13 protein-coding genes and 1 pseudogene are annotated in these 20,206 nt (G+C 42.8%); 7 read left to right on the top strand and 7 right to left on the bottom strand.

Annotation, left to right across the window (positions count from 1 at the left end; all coding sequences use genetic code 11):
- Nucleotides 1-98 precede the first annotated feature (98 nt).
- The 6 genes from L2748_RS17020 to L2748_RS16995 form a co-directional block, all read right to left on the bottom strand.
- A complete protein-coding gene (locus L2748_RS17020) occupies nucleotides 99-1,409 on the bottom strand; it encodes an O-antigen ligase domain-containing protein (protein ID WP_246616277.1) in 1,311 nt (436 codons plus the stop codon).
- Nucleotides 1,367-2,776, bottom strand: a complete 1,410-nt coding sequence (locus L2748_RS17015; RefSeq protein WP_220783199.1) for a GumC family protein — start codon at nucleotides 2,774-2,776, stop codon at nucleotides 1,367-1,369. Before L2748_RS17015 ends, L2748_RS17020 begins: the two co-directional genes overlap by 43 nt.
- A 17-nt stretch (nucleotides 2,777-2,793) precedes the next feature.
- Nucleotides 2,794-4,038 carry a polysaccharide biosynthesis/export family protein gene (locus tag L2748_RS17010; protein ID WP_220783200.1) on the bottom strand — a complete coding sequence of 415 codons (1,245 nt, stop codon included), beginning with the start codon at nucleotides 4,036-4,038 and terminating at the stop codon, nucleotides 2,794-2,796.
- 42 nt (nucleotides 4,039-4,080) lie between these two features.
- Complete coding sequence (locus L2748_RS17005) at nucleotides 4,081-4,446, bottom strand: STAS domain-containing protein (protein WP_220783201.1); 366 nt, start codon at nucleotides 4,444-4,446, stop codon at nucleotides 4,081-4,083.
- Nucleotides 4,447-4,815: 369 nt separating this feature from the next.
- Nucleotides 4,816-5,205: an ATP-binding protein gene (locus tag L2748_RS17000; RefSeq protein ID WP_220783202.1), complete on the bottom strand. Its 390-nt coding sequence runs from the start codon at nucleotides 5,203-5,205 to the stop codon at nucleotides 4,816-4,818.
- On the bottom strand, nucleotides 5,202-6,443 hold the full coding sequence (locus tag L2748_RS16995; protein WP_220783203.1) for a SpoIIE family protein phosphatase: 1,242 nt from the start codon (nucleotides 6,441-6,443) through the stop codon (nucleotides 5,202-5,204). The genes L2748_RS17000 and L2748_RS16995 overlap by 4 nt, the downstream gene beginning before the upstream one ends.
- 331 nt (nucleotides 6,444-6,774) lie before the next feature.
- On the opposite strand from L2748_RS16995, the gene L2748_RS16990 reads away from it, so the two are divergent.
- The 5 genes from L2748_RS16990 to rfbD all read left to right on the top strand — a co-directional run bounded on the left by L2748_RS16990 (nucleotide 6,775) and on the right by rfbD (nucleotide 14,748).
- Complete coding sequence (locus L2748_RS16990; protein ID WP_246616266.1) at nucleotides 6,775-7,647, top strand: PhnD/SsuA/transferrin family substrate-binding protein; 873 nt, start codon at nucleotides 6,775-6,777, stop codon at nucleotides 7,645-7,647.
- A 2-nt stretch (nucleotides 7,648-7,649) separates the two neighbouring features.
- Nucleotides 7,650-11,174 carry a PAS domain S-box protein gene (locus tag L2748_RS16985; protein ID WP_220783080.1) on the top strand — a complete coding sequence of 1,175 codons (3,525 nt, stop codon included), beginning with the start codon at nucleotides 7,650-7,652 and terminating at the stop codon, nucleotides 11,172-11,174.
- Between the two features lie 115 nt (nucleotides 11,175-11,289).
- A complete protein-coding gene (locus L2748_RS16980; RefSeq protein WP_220783081.1) occupies nucleotides 11,290-12,798 on the top strand; it encodes a sigma-54-dependent transcriptional regulator in 1,509 nt (502 codons plus the stop codon).
- Nucleotides 12,799-12,901: 103 nt separating this feature from the next.
- Nucleotides 12,902-13,669 carry a phosphatase gene (locus L2748_RS16975; RefSeq protein WP_220783082.1) on the top strand — a complete coding sequence of 256 codons (768 nt, stop codon included), beginning with the start codon at nucleotides 12,902-12,904 and terminating at the stop codon, nucleotides 13,667-13,669.
- Complete coding sequence (gene rfbD / locus L2748_RS16970) at nucleotides 13,657-14,748, top strand: dTDP-4-dehydrorhamnose reductase (RefSeq protein ID WP_220783083.1); 1,092 nt, start codon at nucleotides 13,657-13,659, stop codon at nucleotides 14,746-14,748. The genes L2748_RS16975 and rfbD overlap by 13 nt, the downstream gene beginning before the upstream one ends.
- 115 nt (nucleotides 14,749-14,863) lie before the next feature.
- Here rfbD and L2748_RS16965 read toward each other — a convergent pair whose 3' ends face one another.
- Entirely contained in the window at nucleotides 14,864-16,330 is a 1,467-nt protein-coding gene (locus L2748_RS16965) for a capsule assembly Wzi family protein (protein ID WP_220783084.1), read from the bottom strand.
- Nucleotides 16,331-16,739: 409 nt separating this feature from the next.
- Between L2748_RS16965 and L2748_RS16960 the strand changes: the two are divergent.
- Together L2748_RS16960 and L2748_RS16955 are read left to right on the top strand one after the other, a co-directional pair.
- A pseudogene (locus tag L2748_RS16960) lies at nucleotides 16,740-19,191 on the top strand (glycoside hydrolase family 3 protein).
- Nucleotides 19,191-20,171, top strand: coding sequence for a glycoside hydrolase family 16 protein (locus L2748_RS16955; RefSeq protein ID WP_220783085.1), 981 nt, complete (start codon nucleotides 19,191-19,193; stop codon nucleotides 20,169-20,171). The pseudogene L2748_RS16960 and the gene L2748_RS16955 overlap by 1 nt, the downstream one beginning before the upstream one ends.
- Nucleotides 20,172-20,206 lie beyond the last annotated feature (35 nt).

Genomic DNA, 20,206 nt, shown 5'->3' with positions numbered 1-20,206 from the left:
CCACGGGATTGAAATGGATAATAGATAAGGACACAAGCTGGTGGAATGAGTGCTAACTAATACTTCACTGGATTATAGAAGTCTGCGTGGATCGTACTTTAGTTTATATGCTCAGGTAATATAATTTTTGCAGGCTGTTGCACCGCTGTATTGCTTTCTGTCGTTGCGGTATTTGAGCGTTTATGGGCAATACCTATTATTATCAGACCCGGCCAAAACAAATAGGCTAAAATTTCTAAATTTTCGCCAAAGGTATAAAGAAATAATTGCAATAAAACCGCCACTGCAGCTGCAGCCAGCTTAGAGCTGAATATATGAGCAATTAAGCAAAGCAGGCTGACTAGCATTGGTAACGCTAAAGCAATGGCGCCAACTATGCCCTTAACAAATAATAATCCGTACCAAGTATGATGCGATCCAATAGGCATATATTCAACAAGATGTGGACCGCACTCCACTATGCCATGTCCCCAGACCACAGCCTCATTTAACCAGCGTTCAATGGCGATGTTAGCGAGTTCTTGTCTTACTCTTGTTGAGCCAGCTCTTGCGCTCTTAAAGGTGGCGATACTTTGTTGAATTTTTTCTAATAATTCGATTCCGAAAAAACCGCTTAGCAATAAGCTTGGAGTGGCAAAGAAATAGATATAAGGCGAACGACAAAAACGAAGGAATATGAAATAGCCAACCAGCAAAATATAACAGACCAACGCTAAGCGAGATTGAGATAGCAGCACCATAGACAAGCTACCGAAAATACCATAAAGCTGATAATATTTTGATTTTTCTTGCATTGCAAAAATATAGAACAGGTTACCAACCATGCCGATTGCTGGTGCCCATGGCGTAAATAGGCGCCATCTTGGTAAGCCACTTGCTGGATCGATTTCATATAAACTGACGTTGAAAAACTCAGGCCCTGGACCGCCAATGATACTTAAAGGTGAAGTATATAACGTGCTTGGTAGTCCAACGGCCCATGCGCCAATGAATATGGGCAACAGCAATAAGGTATGTTTACAGACGATACAGCAAGCGCGATATATGAGCTCAGGACGAATGTTGAGTGAGCCGATTAACGGAAAGATTGCCAGTAGCGCCCAGCCTTTTGCCCAGCCGATACTGGATTTAATCAGTTTTGCTAAACCTAGCTCATTGGTGAGGTGGCCAATAATGAGTGCTAATAGCATGACAGCCATGGCAACAAGCCAGAAGACTTGTGCCTTGCTAATCGAGTAAGCCACCTTGTCGACAAGATTACGCTTAAACATTCTTAGCAATAAAACCCATGCGATCACTGGCGCTACCACATACATGGCACCTAATAACCAAAATAGGTAGGTGCCGGTGATGGCACGCCAAATGATTACTTCGTCAGAATTTTCTGGAGTATAGGTTTGCGGATCCATAGCATTCCCATCCCTGCAATTAATGAAATTGACGCTGCTAATCCGCCGACAATGGTTAGCAGTATTAATAAATTATCAGGCTCTGACGCTAAACTCGGTGACGCCATTAGCTGCAGCATTGGATACGCCGCGTAGATATCTGCTTTACCTATATCCATTTTAGCTAGCGCAGAAGTATATACTGCTGTCGCGACCTGATGTTCACGCTGCAGATCTTCTAGCTTAGCAGCATCATCATTACTGTCAGTAAATCTATGGTCCCAATCGTGAATTTGCATGGTAAGGGTATCGATTTGGTGCCTTAGCCCTTCCGCTTCCGTATTTAGGGTTAATAACTGCTGCATAAGTTGAGCTCGGCCATCCAAATCATCGGCCGATAGCATTAGCATTAAGCGCTTGTCTGTATATCCCAGCAAGGTTTTACAACGCTGACTAAGGGCTCGCAGTATTGATGCTTGTTCATCCCGATAAGTGACCACTCTTGGGTGACGCTTACCGAAGCGACTGCGGTATTCCACAAGTGATGCCGTTACTTGGGTATAGCTCATCAATAATTGCTGGAATAATTGATCATTTTTTAGGGTTAACAGTCCTGCAGCTTGTTTAGGTGTTAGTGATAAGTGTAACTCTAAGGTTTTTTGGCTAGCACGAACACCTTGTAACTCAGAGACCAAATTGACCTTACTGTGTCTTAGCCTTTCCATGGTCAACGCAACTTCTTTAAATTGATCTAAAGAAACTAATCCGTGCTCTGATTGGAATTTAAGTAATTTTTCCTGTGTATGGTTAACCTTGTTGGCAAAGCTTGCCATACCGACTCTGATCGCATCTTCTCTTTGTTCTATCTCATCGGTTCTAAGCTGGGCCAAAATCCCTTGCAGGCTGTGGTAGTGGGCCCAAGCCTTTTCTTGAGCAAGTTTTGCCGAGCTGCCTTTTATGCTTAATTGGATAATACCTGTTTGGTTGGGGAGTTTGAGCTTTGGTGTACCATACTCGCCAGCTTTTAATTGTAGTGATTCTGCCGCTTTATTGATAAGTGATTTGCTGGTTGCAATTGCTTTGTAGTTAATTCTTGGATCAATAGCACTGCTGGCGTAGGGCGAGATGGTAGAGCTATTGGCTTGCCCGACACTGTCTAGAGTGACATTTGCTCCCACTCCGGAACCTGGAAGGATAACGGTCCACTGGCTTACGTAGCGATTAGGGCTGATTAAAATCATTAGGATGACCATTAGCCAGATCAGCGCTATCAAAGCAAACGTTAGCTTGATGTAAGCTTGTTTTCTTTGCTTTGTTGATAGCTGACTACCATTAACAAAGTAGCGCTGTATCCATAATAATGGCCATTGGCTTTTTTTTGAGGTCATCATATCTCCTGCGGTTGCTAAAGCAACTCTAGTAATGTGGCAGGAACTAATACTTCAGTAATTGCGCGTGCGATCTCACGGATATTAGTGACACGGGAGTCGTAGCAAGCTATGCCATCTCCAGGCATTAAAATCGGGTTCATTCCCGTCTCCCATGAGTGCCTGATAAGTTCATCCATTGAGCGCTCTACTACATCAACCTGCGCAGTTAAGGGATTTTTTGTGATCAGCAATAAATGTCTGCTGGCATTGGTTGATTGAGCGCCACCAACACAGTTAGCTGCAATTGCACCATTTAAAAGGCGGGTACCGTAAGGAAATCGAGTCGCGTCAGTATCGACTGCTGACTGAGAGTTGCTGCTAGCCGGTTGGGTTAGATTAGACAAAAACACTCTAATACCTGGCGCGGTTATTTGTGATGGACGAGCTAGAGCATCATCAAAATAGTCATGTTGGGGAACGTGAATATGATCGCCAGACATAAGCGTCATAGAGGGGACAGGGTAGCCATGAATCACGCCTGATAGATCTAAGGTAAAGCTGTGTTGTCCACGTATGACCATTACTTCAGCAATGTTGGCATCGGGGCGCACGCCTCCTGAAGAGCGCAGCGCTGCAGCAATATTTCGTTGAGATGCTTGGTCACCGCTGTGGTCGCCGTCATCATCGATAATTTCGAGATCTGATTTTTTATTGATTTGGTGTTGTCCGGGCTCAAACACGCCGCCAGAAACTGTGATATCTACTGGCGCCCATTTTAGAGGTGTGATGGTTAGCCTAACCGTGTTTTTAAGCATAAATTGCTCTTGCACAAGGTGTTGCTTGATTTTTCCTGATAGCTCTTGCACATCGAGGCCTTTAGCATGGATTGGCGCTAGATAGGGTAAGTAAATATAGCCGTCATTATTCACTTCAACGTTACCACTAAACTCTTGGCCGTTTAAAATTTGTATATTGAGTCTGTCACCAACAGATAAGCGAATATTTTGTGGTAAGTGCAGTGCTTGCTGAGCTTGACCTGCGTACATTAGGTAGGTGTGTCCCATGCTACTTGTTTGTGGTAGCGCTTTGTTTCTCTGAGCGCCGATTTTACTGCGCATATAAGGCGTATGACGATCGTAAAAGTGACATTGTGTCATGTCATCATTCTCACCAGAGCAAATGGCTTTTTGCTCTGGTGCATTTGGCGTCACACACGCTGAAAGTAGGCATAATAATATCAGCACTGTGACTACATTTAGGATGCTTTGATTGGGGTTCATAGCGTTATCCTCTGATTGGCTTTTTTAGCGATAAACTCTTCGCTAAATTGAAAGCGACTCTTCAAATGATTCATTGCAGATATATTCGATGGCTGCTTGTTCATCTTCATAGATTGCGAATACTTGGTGTAAACGGGTTAACTCAATTAACGAACGTACACCAGCTGTAGGGGAGAGCAGCACGATATCGCCATTGACTTGTTCTAATTTCTTTAATGCGGAAATCAACACTGAAAGGCCGCTTGAGTCGATGTAATCGACTTTATGTAGATCGATAATAAGCTGGGTCATGCCGGAGTTTATCTGCTGTAATATGGCTGCTCGAAGAGTTGGGGTATGCGCCATAACGACTTCTGCAGGAAGAACCACTTTACATGCATTGCTTTGGGGTAATTGTGAGAAAGTCATATTGTCATCCTTAAAATGCTATTTTGCATTCTGTGTTATTTGGCTAATTGAGGCTGCCCCGTCATGGAGCGTTAGTTAATAACTAGCAATTAAGGTGCCATTGTTTATGTGTCTGATTCTATAGGTTTTATTTTGTTTTCTGGTAACGGTGGCTCGAGAGTTCTTAATATGCAAAGCAAAATGAAGCAGTTTGGTTATGGAGAGATGCAAGCAAAAATAAGCGCCTGTAATGGCTTCCTTGATACGATATCTATTCATTGAAGTTTTGATAACTTTCACCCAGATAGCGTACGAGCAGCTGGACACGGAGCTGGAACATAAACTGCCGTATCAAAATCAGTTGGCTTTGAATGATAGAGTTGCTATTGGCTAAACAGCTAACGTTAATTGTAAGTGTGTGCCAGCAACTGTTTTTTGGGTTCTTACCGTATCCATCCAATTATTGAGGATCCACAAGCCTCGCCCTGATAACGAGTGGGCTGGTGGACATTGAACCTCTGTCTCAAAGTCACTTGCTTTAGAATTATCCAGTAGGTCAACGGTCACTTTATCTTTGTCACAATGCAAGATCACAATCATGTGATTTAAGGGGGGATTTGCATGGGTAAACACGTTAGCAATGGCTTCCAGTGTGCAGGTGATAATTTTGAAACGATTGCTATCAGGCACGTGGTTTTGCAGCATGAACTGGTCAATTTCTTTGCTAATTGAGTGCTGCTGAAAAACATGTCGATTGAGAGTGAATTGTAAACTATTCATTGTAACTCCTTGTGTCTATTATCAACCTTAGTACTTGAGATCAGCATCAGAGAGATATCATCTTGTGCTTGTTTTTCTTGCCACAATTCAGCGCTGTAGCTTAAATAATGCAAAAGTCTGTTGGCAGGTAAACTCTTAGCATTATGGATATTCTTTAACAGTTTATCTTGGCCATAAAAGCCGTATTTACTATGGCGACATTCATACAGACCATCAGAATAAAGTAATAACTCGCAGTTATCTTCAAGCTGGTAAATTTGACTCTGATATTGATGCACCTTACTGATCCCGATAGGCAGCTGGGATTTTAATTGATTATTATCAATAAAATAGGTCCCTAGCGGCCCAACAACAATGGGGGCGGGGTGGCCAGCGCTAATAAGCTCTATTTCAGCGGTGTGCGTATTGGCAATACCTATCAGTAGCGTTGCAAAGCGTCCACATTGCTCAGGATCTTCAAATTTACGGTTAACCTTGTTAACGAGACCGCTAAGGTCATGTTGTTGCCAAGCTTTTTGGCTTGAAGATAGCTGTTGAGCTAAGGTAAAGCTCAGCATCGATGCTGCCGTGCCATGGCCACTGACATCCAATAAATAGAACCCAATATGTTGTGAGTCGATGTTGAAGCATTGGAAAATATCGCCGGCCAACTCTTGGGCTGGCTTAAAGCGTGTGGTCACTTGCCAGCCATTAGTTAGGTCAGCGTTTTTTGGCAATAAAGCCCGCTGAAGCTGTGCAGCACTAGCAAGATCTTGTTGCAAGTCTTTAAGGTATTGCTGCTCTTTACTCAGTAAGGCGTTTAATTGGCTGTTTTGCTGGGCGAGAGCTTGTTGCATTTCAACGATGCGCAAACCTGCCAAAACCCTAACTTTGAGCACACCTACATTAAACGGCTTAGTGACAAAGTCATCTGCTCCAGCTTCAATCCCTTCGATTAAATGACTGTTTTGATTATTACCTGTTAGCAGGATGGTATAAGGCGGGTGCGTCATAGATTTAATTGTCTTACATAAGTCTATGCCGCTTATCTCTGGCATCATCCAGTCAGTGATGACCATATCGATATGTGATTGTTTTAGCGTACAGAGTGCATCTTTAGCATCAGAAAATGCCAGTGTTTGATAGCCCATGCTGTCTAGGAGGCTGGTTAATAGGCATCTTTCAGTGTCACAGTCTTCTACAACCATGATCTTAGGCCGTACTTTTTGCTGTGTTGTTGAAGATAAGGGCAAAGCCATCGACTCACTCCAATAGAAAATAGAGGTTAAATATTGTTAAGCAAGCTTTGGACCAGCTAAGAAACTTATGATTAAGGGTTACTTTTTAAGTGGCTTATATCAGCTTATTACTTGCTCTTGATTGGAGTATCAGCGTTGCTGGAAAAATGAAAAATGAAAAATGAAAAATGAAAAATGAAAAATGAATGGTTGATTTTTTTGGGGTTTATACTTGATGTGATTACTTATTTATTTGAATTACTGAGCATACGATAGCGATATGGCATATACATTGCTAGGTATTTTAAAATTAGTACTTTGTATATATGTTAAATCATAAGGAAGCAGCAAGATGCCTATGAATATGATCCTAAAAAAGCTTGTGGTTTTATTTGGGTTTATCGCTATTTCTTGTTGCAGCCTGCGGGCAGCAGCTGTTGAAACGGCACAAGAAATAACGCCAACAAGATTGGTCTTTGGTGTGGTCCCCCAACAAGCCGCTAGCACCCTCGCCAGAAGCTGGGCTCCAGTACTTGCAGTCTTGTCGCAAAATGCGAAGCTTGATTTGCAATTTGCAACTGCGCCGGACATCCCTACCTTTGAAAGGCGTTTGGCTAGAGGGGACTATGATATTGCCTATATGAACCCTTATCACTTTACTGTATTTAATGTTTCGCCCGGTTATGTTGCATTGGCAAAAGAGCAAGATAAATATTTAACTGGGTTGGTTGTTGTACGTAAAGATTCCCCCATCTCTAAGTTGACAGAACTTGATGACAAGTTACTCGCCTTTCCCGCTCCAGCAGCATTTGCTGCAAGTGTTATCCCCAGGGCTATTTTAAAGCAAAATAATATTACTCATCGCACTCAATATGTAGGTTCTCATGATTCGGTATACCTCGCAGTGGCTCAGGGGCTTGTCGATGCGGGGGGGGGAGTCGGACGTACATTTAATAATATGGATGCAAATGTTACCAAGCAGCTAAAGGTACTTTGGCGTACTCCTGGTTACACCCCTCATGCAATTGCGACCCACCCAAGAGTGTCGGAACTGCAGCGTGATATTTTGCTTGAACAGTTAATGGCACTTTCTAATACACATGAGGGGCAGATGTTACTAAGTGGTTTAGGTTTTAAGGCCATGGAAGCGGCGAGCAGTAGTGACTGGGATGATGTGAGAGCGCTGAAACTAAGTGAACTAGAAAAGCCATTAAAGGAGAAATAACAATGTCTTTTCGTATTAAAACGATTTTTGGGATTGCTGTTATTGAAGGCTTGCTATTAATGTTGCTGGTCTATACCAGTGTGGATTATCTAAAAACGTCTAACCAAGCCGAGATCCAAAAACGTGCAACTTCTACAGCATCACTTTTTGCTGCAGCAGCAAAGGATGCGGTGATAAGCAGTGATCTATCAACCCTCAATGTTCTCGCCGCAGAGCTACTCACCACCTCTCAAGTGCTTTATGTCAATATTTATAATCAAAGTCATTTATTGGTGAGTGCTGGCAGTATGAGTGGTGGCTCGACGCTATCTCAAGAGCCGGCTGATGTAGTTGATGGTATTTTAGATATTGAAAGAGATGTAAAAGAATCAGGTTTTAACTATGGGAGGGTTGAGCTTGGTTTTGACACAGCTAAGCTCGACAGTTTTATTGTTGATGCCAGAACTCGATTTTTGACGATAGCAGCAATAGAAATGTTTTTAGTCGCTCTATTTTCGTGGCTGTTAGGGAATTATTTGACACGTAATTTGGCACTGTTAAAAACCGCATCGCAACGTATATTAAAGGGAGAATCATTGGTCCAGATCCCAGTGAGTAGCGATGATGAAATAGGTGAAACAATGGAGGCTTTTAACCAAATGGTAAAAAAGGTCGCCGATAAAAACCAAGCGCTAGAAAGTGCCAATATTCGCTTAAATGCGATTTTACAAACGGCTGTAGATGGCTTTTTTATTGTTAATACTCAGGGAGTAATAGAGCAAGTCAATCCTGCTGTGAGTTGTTTGTTCGGTTATCGCTCATCAGAGCTCATTGGCTATAATGTATCAATGTTAATGCCGCCGCACGATCAGTACATGCATGATGAGTATATTCGACATTATCTACAAGGAGGTGAAGCTAAGATTATAGGTAAAGGCCGGGAGTTAGTTGCGAAGAAAAAAGACGGTAGCCTTTTCTCTATTGAATTATCTATTTCAAAAATGCGTATCGATGACGAGGTGCTATTTTTAGGATTAGTGAAAGATGTCAGTGATTTGAAGCGTGCTCAAGTTGCCGCCCAGAGAACCGAGTCTATTTTATTGGCAACTTTGGAAGGCAGCAAAGATGCGCTTATTACAATTGATACTAATGGAAACATTCAAGAAGCAAACGATTCTGCATGCTTGCTATTTAAGCTAGGTATTCGTCAGATGGTAGGTTATTCAATAGCGAGTACCCTTTTTCAAGGCAAGGACCGACAGCTTTTTTTGAATATCCTGAAAGAGTATATTGCAACAGGCCAAGGTTCTGCTATTAAGCATTCAACCCAGATGAATGCGGTACGTTCAGACGGCGAACTCGTCTCTATTGAGCTGACCCTTATTCCAGTGCAACTCGGGCAGGAGATGCTATTAACGGCTTTTATTCGAGATATTTCACGTCGAATAGAATACGAATCACAGCTGAAACTTGCCAAAGAGCAGGCAGAGCAAGGAAGTGAAGCGAAATCTCGATTTTTAGCGACTATGAGTCATGAGATCCGCAGTCCGTTGAATGCTGTTTTAGGCAGTGTCGATTTAATATTGGACTCGAGTTTGAATAAAGAGCAGAGGATTTACGCCAACACAGCTAAGGAAGCTGGGACAGCACTATTAAGTACTATTAATGATATTTTAGATTTCTCTAAAATTGAAGCGGGACAAATGGTGCTGGAAGAAAGCGCATTTTCTCCGGCCAAACTCGCTGCCCAAGTTTTACAGGTTCTTTCTGCAAAAGCACAAGACAAAGGGGTTGTATTAGCTATTTGTATTAACCCAAATGTGCCAGAAAGTTTGATTGGCGATGGGCAAAGGGTAAGGCAGGTTCTGCACAACCTAATCGATAATGCGATTAAGTTCTCCTCTGGTGGCTGTGTCGCTATTGAGATGTGGTTACCAGCAGCGGTTTCGGCTGAAGCTAGGCTATGTTGTAAAGTGTCGGATCAAGGGATAGGCATTACCGAAGAAGCGCAGTCAACATTATTTGAAGAGTTTAGCCAAGTGCATGATACGCATAATACTCATTACAGTGGTACAGGTCTTGGCCTAGCGATTTGCTCTGAGCTGATTCAACAAATGGGAGGACAAATAAGTGTTGATAGTGAGCAGGGCGTCGGCAGTTGTTTTTGTTTTGATGTAGTTCTTAAGCTAGATAAGAATGCCAAAACTAGAGATGTTAAGGTTCCACCCAATTCTAGGGTTTTGCTGGTGCACCCGAATGATATTTATCGTCAGTTAGCACAAAAGCAGTATCGTCAATATGGGGTTTCGGTTGTTGCTGTTGATAGTATTAAAAGCGTTTTTAGTACCCTAAAAAATCAGGACCAGTTTAATCTAATTATGATTGATGAACATTGTTTGTTTGATTTGAACGAGCAGCAGGCAACGAGTCTCAAGCAAGACTTTTTGTGTGAACAAGGGTTAATGGCAGCCCTAATGACGGTTGTTGTGCCTGAGGCGGCAAGATTATTGCGTGAGGTAGCTATAGAGCAGGTTGTCAATAAGCCTCTGAGCCGAGACATGATGTTGAGCGTGCTGAGTGGTGATCGGGAGCTTGAAGTTGAAGATGTCCGCTGCCAGCCCATCGAGCTTGCAAACAACCAAGTTCACCTACCTATTTTATTGGCTGAAGACAGTCCTGCTAACCAAATTGTTGCCAGTGCACTGTTAACCAAAGCAGGCTTTAGGGTAGAAATCGCGAATAATGGTGTTGAAGCTGTAGACATGGCAAGTAAATGTCATTACGGGCTCATCTTGATGGACATGAGAATGCCTGAGATGGATGGTATTGAAGCAACACAGAAAATATTACAGCGAAATCCAGATCAAGTAATCGTCGCGATGACGGCAAATGTGCAAAAAGAAGATGTAGAGCTGTGCATGAATGCCGGAATGAAAGATTTTGTGCCAAAACCTGTTAATCGCGAGGTTTTGGCTCATGTTGTTAATAAGTGGATTGTTTTTGTTGACCAAGGGGCTATAGTAAAGTCAGCAGTTGGTGCAGAGTTGAGCGAAGAAATACTTGTAGTAGACCTTGAAAGTAAAGATACAATGGTTAGTCAATTGGCTACAACTCAACCCGTCGAATATAAAGAACCTAGTTGTTTAACCCTAGGAGTTGGCACCGGAGATAATAATGAAATGATGAGTATTATTGATGAGTCGACGCTAGATGAGCTAAGCCATACCCTAGGTGAAGATGCTATGGCGAGGATGTTCGGTGTGTTTTTAACTGAGGCGAGTGAGCGGTTGCAATTATTAAAGCAAATAGCTGCGTCATATCAAAATGGAAGTGAGTTGGATTTTTCTGAAATTGACATACAGGCTCATACACTAAAGAGTAGTGCAGGTAGTTTTGGGGCTGAGGCTCTATCTGTTGCTGCACAAAATCTAGAGCAGAGTGCGAAAGTAAAAGATGAACCTCAAGTCGCCAAGCAGTTGAATGAGATGATAGATATTGGTGAGCAAACCTTGGCTGAGTTTAGGCTACGATTAAAACTCACTCTTTGAGCGAGTGTTTTAATATTTTGGATGTTAACAAAGCATTTCTTACTAGGATATAACGGCGAGTAAATGTTTAGTTTGTTGTATTTTAACGATTTATTTTATATATAGGCTGGTTTATATGGATATAGCAAGCACCTTTACTACATTACTTGTAGAAGACAGTATGTCTCTTGGGGCCTTATATACTGAATATTTACGTGCCGATGGTGCTCGAGTGACTCATGTTAACCACGGCGAGGATGCGTTAAATGAACTTAAGCAGTGGCAACCCGACTTGCTGGTGCTTGATATCCAACTTCCTGATATGTCCGGTATGGATATTTTAGAAACCGTACAACAAAGCTACCCCGATATTACAGTCATCATGATCACTGCTCATGGCACGATTGATATCGCTGTCGACGCTATGCGCTCTGGCGCTTTTGATTTTTTAGTTAAACCGTTTTACGCTAAACGTCTTTCTATTACCGTTCGCAATGCATTAAAACAACGTCAGCTAGTAAGCCTTGTCGCCAAGTATGAAAGCAGTCTGCCAAAGCCTAATTTTATGGGATTTATTGGTGAATCATTAGCCATGCAGACTGTTTATAAAACGATAGATTGTGTGGCGAATAGCAAAGCGTCAGCGTTTATTATTGGTGAGAGCGGCACAGGTAAAGAAGTTTGCGCCAATGCGATTCACCATGCGGGGAGCCGTTGTGATGGACCTTTTGTGGCACTTAATTGTGCTTCTATTCCTAAAGATTTGATTGAAAGTGAAATATTCGGTCATACCAAAGGGGCATTTACTGGCGCGATAGCTAACAGAGATGGGGCTGCGACTCGTGCCCACAATGGCACTTTATTCCTTGATGAAATATGTGAAATGGACCTTGAGTTGCAAAGCAAGTTATTGCGCTTTATTCAAACGGGTGTGTTTCAGCGAGTTGGCGGGACCAAAGAGGAAAAGGTTGATGTACGTTTTGTGAGTGCGACTAACCGGATCCCTTGGGATGAAGTTAAAGCCGGGCGTTTTAGAGAAGATCTGTTTTATCGTTTGCATGTTATTCCGATTGAGCTGCCTCCTTTGAGGACTCGGGATAAAGACATTTTATTGTTAGCTTCTACTTTACTTAAAGAATATAACAAGGAAGAAGGTAAGAAATTTAAATGCTTTAGCCCGGAGGCAAAGCAATGCCTTAAATCATACTCATGGCCGGGAAATGTACGTCAGTTGCAGAATGTCGTTCGTCAAATAGTCGTTCTTAATGATAGTGATACGGTAGAGCTTGATATGCTACCGATTCAATTGAATTCACAGTCGCCAGTCAGCAATAAGCCAAAACATTATCAACGAGCTGAAGATGTGAGTGCACAAGCTATAGACACCAAGGCATTTATAGGAGAAATAGGTCAGGTCGCTGCCTTAGCAGATACAGAAGATGTAGCTCCTCAGCATGCTGTTAAAGTGGACGATGATTCGATTGAACCTTTATGGCTTTCGGAAAAACGGACCATCGAAAAAGCGATAGCATTATGCGATGGCAACGTTCCCAAGGCCGCAGCATTACTCGATATTAGTGCATCCACCATTTACCGTAAGCGCCAAACCTGGGAAGAGTTGCAGAGCAGTTTAAGCCACTCATGATAAGGCTGCTAAGTTATTGGCATTGTTTTTAGAGATAGAGCTATCTAAGCGAAAAGAGTAGACTTATTGTCTACTCTTTTTTGTTTTGAGCAATGAGATAACTATGAAATACCTTGTTGATACCCATACTCATACCGTAGCTTCAACTCACGCTTACAGTACACTGCAAGAATATATTGTGATGGCAAAACAAAAAGGGTTGAAGCTGTTTGCCACAACCGATCATGGTCCAGATATGGCTGATGCGCCGCACTTTTGGCATTTCGTTAACCTTAGAGTTGTCCCTCGGATTGTTGATGGAGTCGGCATACTAAGAGGAATTGAAGCTAATATAAAAAATGAGACCGGAGAAATTGACTTTTTTGGGGATTATCTTGCTCAGTTGGATATCGTACTCGCCGGTTTTCATCAACCTGTTTTAGCTCCATCGGATATGGCAAGCCACACGCTTGCAATGGTGAACAGTATTAAGAGTGGTAAGGTCGACATTATTACGCATCCTGGCAATCCAGCTTACCCTATCGATATCAAGGCGGTGGCGGCTGCCGCTGCGGAGCATAATGTTGCGCTTGAAATCAATAATTCATCATTCTTAGCTTCTAGAAAAGGCAGTGAGCATAATTGCTTGGCTATCGCGCTAGCGGTGAAAGAAGCGGGTGGCTTATTAGTCATGGGCTCTGATTCACATATCGCATATAGCCTAGGTGATTTTACTGAGGCAGAGAAAATTATTGCACAAGCTAACTTTCCAATTGAACGTTTGCTAAATCGTTCCCCTGAAGCCTTGCTTGCCTTTTTATCATCTAGAGGTCATGGCGCGATGGATGAATATTCGGCGGTTATTGAGGGTGACTTATCGTGCGCATATTGATAACTGGCGCTAAAGGTCAACTTGCGCAGTCATTGGCTTTGGTTGCAGTTAGCGCTCATGCGAACGTGTATTTTCCAAAGGATCTCGACAAGCTAAAAAATGACGTTCGATCGACGGATTTTGCAAAAGACTGGACGAAACCAAGTGGATATAGCGAGGATTTTAGCGCAGCGTTTGCAAACCCAATGGCTCAAGATGCTTTAATCGAGTTATTACCGGAACTCATCGTTTGTTTAAGTCATGATGATGAGGTGATTTTGCTTTCTAGGCAAGAGCTTAATATTTGCGATAACAGCGAAGTTGAGCGCGCTTTTAATGTTTTTTCACCTGATATTGTCATCAATTGCGCTGCCTTCACCGCGGTTGATGCTGCAGAAGTTGATAGGCTGTTGGCATTTGAGCTGAATGTGACAGGTCCCAAGTTAATTGCTAATGCGTGCCGTACCCAAGGCATAAAAATGCTCCACATTTCAACTGATTTTGTATTTGATGGTCTGGCGAGTACGGCTTATAAGGAAGCTTGTCAGCCTAAGCCGTTGTCTCAATATGGTTTGAGTAAATTGTCGGGCGAGCAATGGGTGAGTGATATTTTAGGTAAAGATGTCACCATAGTGCGTACTGCTTGGCTATATAGCTGTTGGGGGAATAATTTTGTTAAAACGATGCAGCGATTCTTTAGCGTAAAACAGAATTTATCGGTTGTTGCGGATCAACATGGATCGCCTACTTGGGGAGAAGCATTGGCGGTGGTACTTTTTCTGCTTTGTCGTAAGCCTGATACGAGTGCTAAGACATCTCTGTACCACTATGCTGCGGCAGGTTGCTGCTCTTGGTTTGAGTTTGCCTGTGAGATTCAATCTGAACTGCAACCCGATATTGGTAACAGCCAAGTAGAACAATGCACAATAGCGCCTATTTCGAGTGCTAACTGGCAAGCATTGCATGTTAACCAGTTGGCGAAGCGACCGCCAAGAAGTGAGTTATGCTGCGATAAAATATATGCAGAACTTAAGCTTAATCAATCGAGTTTACTCGTTGCTTCGTGGCAACAGCAACTCGCGGCAATGCTGCAATTTTAATCATTAGACGCTAAATAAAAAAGGCAAAAGCATTATGTGCTTTTGCCTTTAAGGGCTTAGTTAGCCATAGAGATAAAGTTTGGCTAACTTAATGCTTATCTACAAGGGTACAGGCTTAAAAGCGACGTTCCCAGCCTGCATAAATCGTACTATCCCAGTCATTACCACCAGAAGTCATATATTGACTGTAACCGAGTGTGCCGCCTACCTTTAATGTGCCTTGGTAGAATGGTCTATGATAGCTAGTGTCAAATTGATAAACACGTTCATATTCGCCTGGTGATACTGGGTTGCCCCCCTCTGGGCGTCCTGTATCGGTACCATCGGTGTTGAGCCTTAACCAACGGAACTTGTTGGTGATATTTTGGCCTCCACCTAATTGGGTTATACCGCCAACGACGAACGTGGTTGCGTCATTGTCATAGGTACTACCTAAACTTTTTCCGTAATAACGGTAACCGCTTTGGTAGAAGCCATGCTCATAGAGACAGTTATAGGCATTAGAATCTATGCCACAGGCTACTTGAGTATCTGAGTACTCAACAAATACTCGAGTATTTATGTCTGCTAAAACAAAATCAATACCACCCATATTGGCTGAGTTGATCAGTTTGTTTTTGCCATTATGGTAGTCTTCATGAATGCGCTCATAGTAAATACCATAAGGGATCCCAAATGCTGTATCTGACCAACGGAAATCGTATCCGGCCAGCATATTTTCTTGGCCATTCTTAATATCTCCTTCGGTCATGCCGCCGTTAAACAAGCCATCCCACCAGTCGCCTAAACTATTGCCATAGCCTTCACCACCCCATTGCATGGTCCATGAGAAGCCGACCTCCAGCTTAGAGATAGGCCTTAACGTTCCGCGAGCGCCCCAATGCTTGGTTTCTGGTACATAACGGTCGCTTTCCATTTGGCTAAATGCCGTAGTAAAGGTCCATGGGCCAATCCAGTTTAGCCACTTACTTTCAAATGCTTGGCTATTATTGCGCGAAAAAGTAATGCCTGGCATAGGCCTAGCATTCGTGGTTTGAATGAGGCCACTATCCCAGCCAGGTCCCCAGTATTTCTGCTGCGCACCAGCGCTGACCACCCAGTTGCCTAGCATGACTGCGGCAAAGCTATTATCTAAGCGAGTACTATTGCCATCAATTGGATCATAGTGATAGCTCGTTGATAAACGTCCGCTAAACCAATCTTTGGTGACTTCAACTGAGGCTTCTGCTTCGGCTTTATCTCGGTAATCTTGACCAAAGCCAATAAAGCGAGTGGTATCGGATCCGCCAGCAAGTTTTATTTTAGCACTCATACCGCGATGATCTTGCTCGTAAGCTCGGTTAACTCTATCGAATGCATCGCGTTGTGTGCTTGATAATTGAGTTTGATCAGCCTTGTCCATATCTTGCTTTAGGCCGTCCCACATTAAAGGGTATGTAGTGATTGGCTGAACAATGACACCTGTATCAGATAAAAGTTGAATATCAGCTCTCAGTGGCAAATCTGTAGGCTCAACCCACCATGCTGCTTGCGTCTGTGTACAAACAAACAGTAGTACACCAGATAAAAATTTGAGTTTCATTATGATCCCTTTTGTCGTTGCGCGCATTTTAGAGGATTTCACTGCAGGCGGATAGCATCAAACCAAGCTATATAGGTATTTTGCACAAAATGTGACATATCTAAGTGATGATGTTAAAGCAATTAAATCTACAATAGGTAATTAAAAAGTGGATGAAAATTCAGTATTTTTATGCGAATTAGTCTAGTTTGTTCTACTTTTTATTTAAGTGTCTTTTTGAATGCACAATATTGATAAATATTTCTCAGTATTTCCGTAGCTTATATAGGAAGTGTTAGCCATTTTGGGGGTATTTATACTAAATTTGTTTTATTAACTATCTACAGGGAGTGTTGGTATGTTAACCGCCTTTTTATCTAAGCTAAGTATCAGCTCATATACTGCCAAACGTTTATTGCTCATCTCTTTAATGGTTATCTTTGGTTGCTCAACAACCTCAAAACCTGCTGATAGTTCTGAGGAGATTAATGCCGTTTGGCCTCAGTTATCTATGGATATGAAGCCTAGTGATGATATTGAGCAACAAGTTGCTGAACTTATTGCTGAGATGACGTTAGCTCAGAAGGTTGCGCAGATGATCCAGCCGGAGATTGGTTCTTTTACCCTTGATGATATGCGTGAGTATGGCTTTGGCTCATACCTTAATGGTGGCGGTTCATTTCCTAATAAAGATAAGTACGCGGCCGTTAGTGATTGGGTTTCTTTCGCTGATGCGATGTATCAAGCCTCGATAGATGATTCGTTAGATGGCGCAATTATCCCGACCATGTGGGGGACTGATGCCGTACATGGCCATAATAACGTTATAGGTGCGACGCTATTTCCTCATAATATCGGCCTTGGAGCTGCCCATAACCCTTCTCTGATAGAACAAATTGCACAAGTAACCGCAAAGGAGGTGAGTGCTACTGGTATCGATTGGGTGTTTGCTCCTACTGTTGCAGTTGCTCGGGATGATAGGTGGGGGCGTACTTATGAGAGTTACTCTGAAAACCCTGACGTTGTAAAGTCGTATGCAGCGTCAATCGTGAGCGGGCTCCAAGGTCAGGTCGGGAGCCACTTTCTAACCGAAGATCATGTTATTGCCACCACCAAGCATTTTATTGGTGATGGTGGAACGACTATGGGGATCGATCAAGGTGATACCGATGTGGCGGAACAGCTGTTATTTGATATTCATGGGCAAGGCTATGTTGCTGGCTTATCGGCGGGCGCGCAGACGGTTATGGCGTCGTTCAATAGTTGGCAGGGGAAAAAGGTTCATGGCAGCTACTATTTACTCACCCAAGTTTTAAAGCAACGTCTTGGCTTTGATGGCTTTGTCGTTGGCGATTGGAATGGTCACGGTCAAATTCCAGGTTGTTCGATTGAAAGTTGTCCTGAGGCAGTAAATGCGGGGTTGGATGTTTATATGGTGCCGACAGCGGCGTGGAAGCCCCTTTTTAACAACTTAATAGAACAAGTTGAAAATGGTGATATCCCTATCGCAAGAATCAATGATGCGGTAAGCCGAATTTTAAGGGTTAAGCTACGTGCCGGACTATTTACTAAGCCAAGCCCTGCGATGAGAACGAATGCAGGAAAAAGTGATGTTATTGGGTCTGCGAGCCATAGAGAACTGGCTAAGCAGGCAGTGAGAGAATCTTTAGTCTTGCTTAAAAATAATAATAACTTACTGCCTTTATCAGCAAATCAAATTGTGATGGTGGCTGGAGATGGCGCGAATAATATTTCGAAGCAGACAGGGGGCTGGACGTTAAGTTGGCAGGGGACTGGTAATCAAAATAGTGATTTTCCTGGTGCGACCTCGATATTTTCAGGTATCAAAACGCAAGTGAATCAAGCTGGTGGTAAGGCGTTTTTCAGCGAAAATGGTCGTTATGCGATAAAACCCGATGTTGCTGTAGTTGTGTTTGGTGAAGAGCCTTATGCAGAGGGATATGGCGATCTTGATAACCTTGAGTATCAAAGAGGAAATAAACGGGATCTTAGTTTACTTAAGCGTTTAAAAGCGGCAGGGATCCCGGCTGTATCCGTTTTTATTAGCGGGCGTCCGTTATGGGTTAATGCTGAGCTGAATGCATCTGATGCGTTTGTGGCTAGCTGGCTGCCTGGTAGTGAAGGTGCCGGTATTGCTGAAGTGTTATTTCGTGATAGCAACAATCAATTACAGTATGACTTTTCTGGGAAACTGTCGTTTTCTTGGCCAAGCGGTCCTGAGCAAGTCAACTTAAATTATCAAGACGCTAATTATCAACCACTTTTTCCGTATGGATTCGGGCTTAGCTACGCCGATATGGTGAATCTTCCCCAGTTAGGTGAAGTGGCTGCAAAAATGCCTAGCGAAGCGCACATTTTAGCTATTTACGATTCCGGTGTACAAAAAACATGGAAAATAAGCACCAGTGGTAAAGCGGCGCTGGTTAGCAATTTACAGTTAGACAGATTTGAAGCAAATCTTGTACGTAGCGAAACACTTCAATTGAGTTTTAAGGATAAAACCAAAGGTGAGGTCAGTCTAAACAGTGCATTTCCAAGAGATTTAACCGATTTTGCTGAGCAAGCATCCATGCTGTCTATGCTAGTCAATATTGTTACGCCACCTAATCGGCAGGTCCAATTGACTATGAAAAGTAATAAAGCGGGGAAGAAGCATCTCGATATAAGCAAGCAACTTAAACAAATGTATGGGCAGGGATGGCAGATACTTAACGTAGAGCTATCTTAGTTTTACTAAGCAAGGAATTGAGCTGTCAGAGCTTATCTCGCCTTTTTCAATTTTAACTGAAGGGGCTATGGACTTGGGCATTGCTGAAATGACATTTGCTCCAAGTGATGCCGCGACAATAACGTGCCACTAATGCAATACGCGAAACTCGGCTGTTATTGGCTGTGTATTGTATTCACTGCAGCCTGCGAAAATGGATTACCCATTGCGCCTGAGGCTCATCAAGCTTCGACCATAGCAACATCATGGGAGTTAGTTTGGCAAGATGAATTCAACGGTATTGAAATAGATAAGAGCAAGTGGAGCTTCGAATATAATTGTTATGGTGGTGGCAATAGTGAGCAGCAATGTTATACCGACAGGAATGAAAATGCCTTTGTTCAACAGGGACTATTACACATTGTTGCGAGGCTGGAGGACTATGCTGGACCGGCACTCAAAGATGACCATGCAGATTATAGCCGTGCAGATACTTCTACCGTTAAGCCTTTTACATCCGCTAGATTAAGAAGCGTCTTTAAAGGTGACTGGCTTTATGGTCGTTTTGAGGTTCGCGCTAAATTCCCTAAGGGACAAGGTACGTGGGGGGCTGTATGGATGTTACCATCGGACTGGGTTTATGGGGATTGGTCTAGCTCAGGCGAAATTGATATTGTGGAGGCTATAAACTTAGGCGCGCGATCTGATAGGCAAGGGGCTGTGGAGGGGGAATTAGAAACGCGGATCCACGGGACGTTACATTATGGTCAATCTTGGCCTGATAATGTTTATAGCGGCCGTTCTTATCGTTTACCCTCAGAGCTGAGTCCTGCCGATGATTTTTACCGTTATGCAATTGAATGGGAACCAAACGAGATCCGTTGGTATGTTGATGGCATCCATTACGCTACACAAACATCTGATAATTGGTACAGCCTGTATTCTTCGGATGATGAATTGCGTTTAGCTAAAGGTAGTGCACCTTTTGATCAAAGGTTTCATCTTTTATTAAATTTGGCTGTTGGGGGGACATGGGTAGAAAATGCAAATAATCAAGACATTGATTACTCTGTGTTCCCGCAAGTTTTTCTGATTGATTACGTGCGAGTATATAAAAATAGCAGTCAGTCTTAGTTTGTTTTATGCAAAAAGCTAACAATTGGTTATTA

The sequence above is a fragment of the Shewanella sairae genome (assembly GCF_023283535.1).
GTDB classification, from domain to species: Bacteria; Pseudomonadota; Gammaproteobacteria; order Enterobacterales; family Shewanellaceae; genus Shewanella; species Shewanella sairae.
This window is presented reverse-complemented; position numbering and strand designations above follow the sequence as displayed.

Bases quoted from the DNA above. Each gene is read 5' to 3' on its own strand.
- L2748_RS17020 (WP_246616277.1), bottom strand. From the start codon at position 1,409: ATGGATCCGCAAACCTATACTCCAGAAAATTCTGACGAAGTAATCATT.
- L2748_RS17015 (WP_220783199.1), bottom strand. From the start codon at position 2,776: ATGACCTCAAAAAAAAGCCAATGGCCATTATTATGGATACAGCGCTAC.
- L2748_RS17010 (WP_220783200.1), bottom strand. From the start codon at position 4,038: ATGAACCCCAATCAAAGCATCCTAAATGTAGTCACAGTGCTGATATTA.
- L2748_RS17005 (WP_220783201.1), bottom strand. From the start codon at position 4,446: ATGACTTTCTCACAATTACCCCAAAGCAATGCATGTAAAGTGGTTCTT.
- L2748_RS17000 (WP_220783202.1), bottom strand. From the start codon at position 5,205: ATGAATAGTTTACAATTCACTCTCAATCGACATGTTTTTCAGCAGCAC.
- L2748_RS16995 (WP_220783203.1), bottom strand. From the start codon at position 6,443: ATGGCTTTGCCCTTATCTTCAACAACACAGCAAAAAGTACGGCCTAAG.
- L2748_RS16990 (WP_246616266.1), top strand. From the start codon at position 6,775: ATGCCTATGAATATGATCCTAAAAAAGCTTGTGGTTTTATTTGGGTTT.
- L2748_RS16985 (WP_220783080.1), top strand. From the start codon at position 7,650: ATGTCTTTTCGTATTAAAACGATTTTTGGGATTGCTGTTATTGAAGGC.
- L2748_RS16980 (WP_220783081.1), top strand. From the start codon at position 11,290: ATGGATATAGCAAGCACCTTTACTACATTACTTGTAGAAGACAGTATG.
- L2748_RS16975 (WP_220783082.1), top strand. From the start codon at position 12,902: ATGAAATACCTTGTTGATACCCATACTCATACCGTAGCTTCAACTCAC.
- L2748_RS16965 (WP_220783084.1), bottom strand. From the start codon at position 16,330: ATGAAACTCAAATTTTTATCTGGTGTACTACTGTTTGTTTGTACACAG.
- L2748_RS16955 (WP_220783085.1), top strand. From the start codon at position 19,191: ATGCAATACGCGAAACTCGGCTGTTATTGGCTGTGTATTGTATTCACT.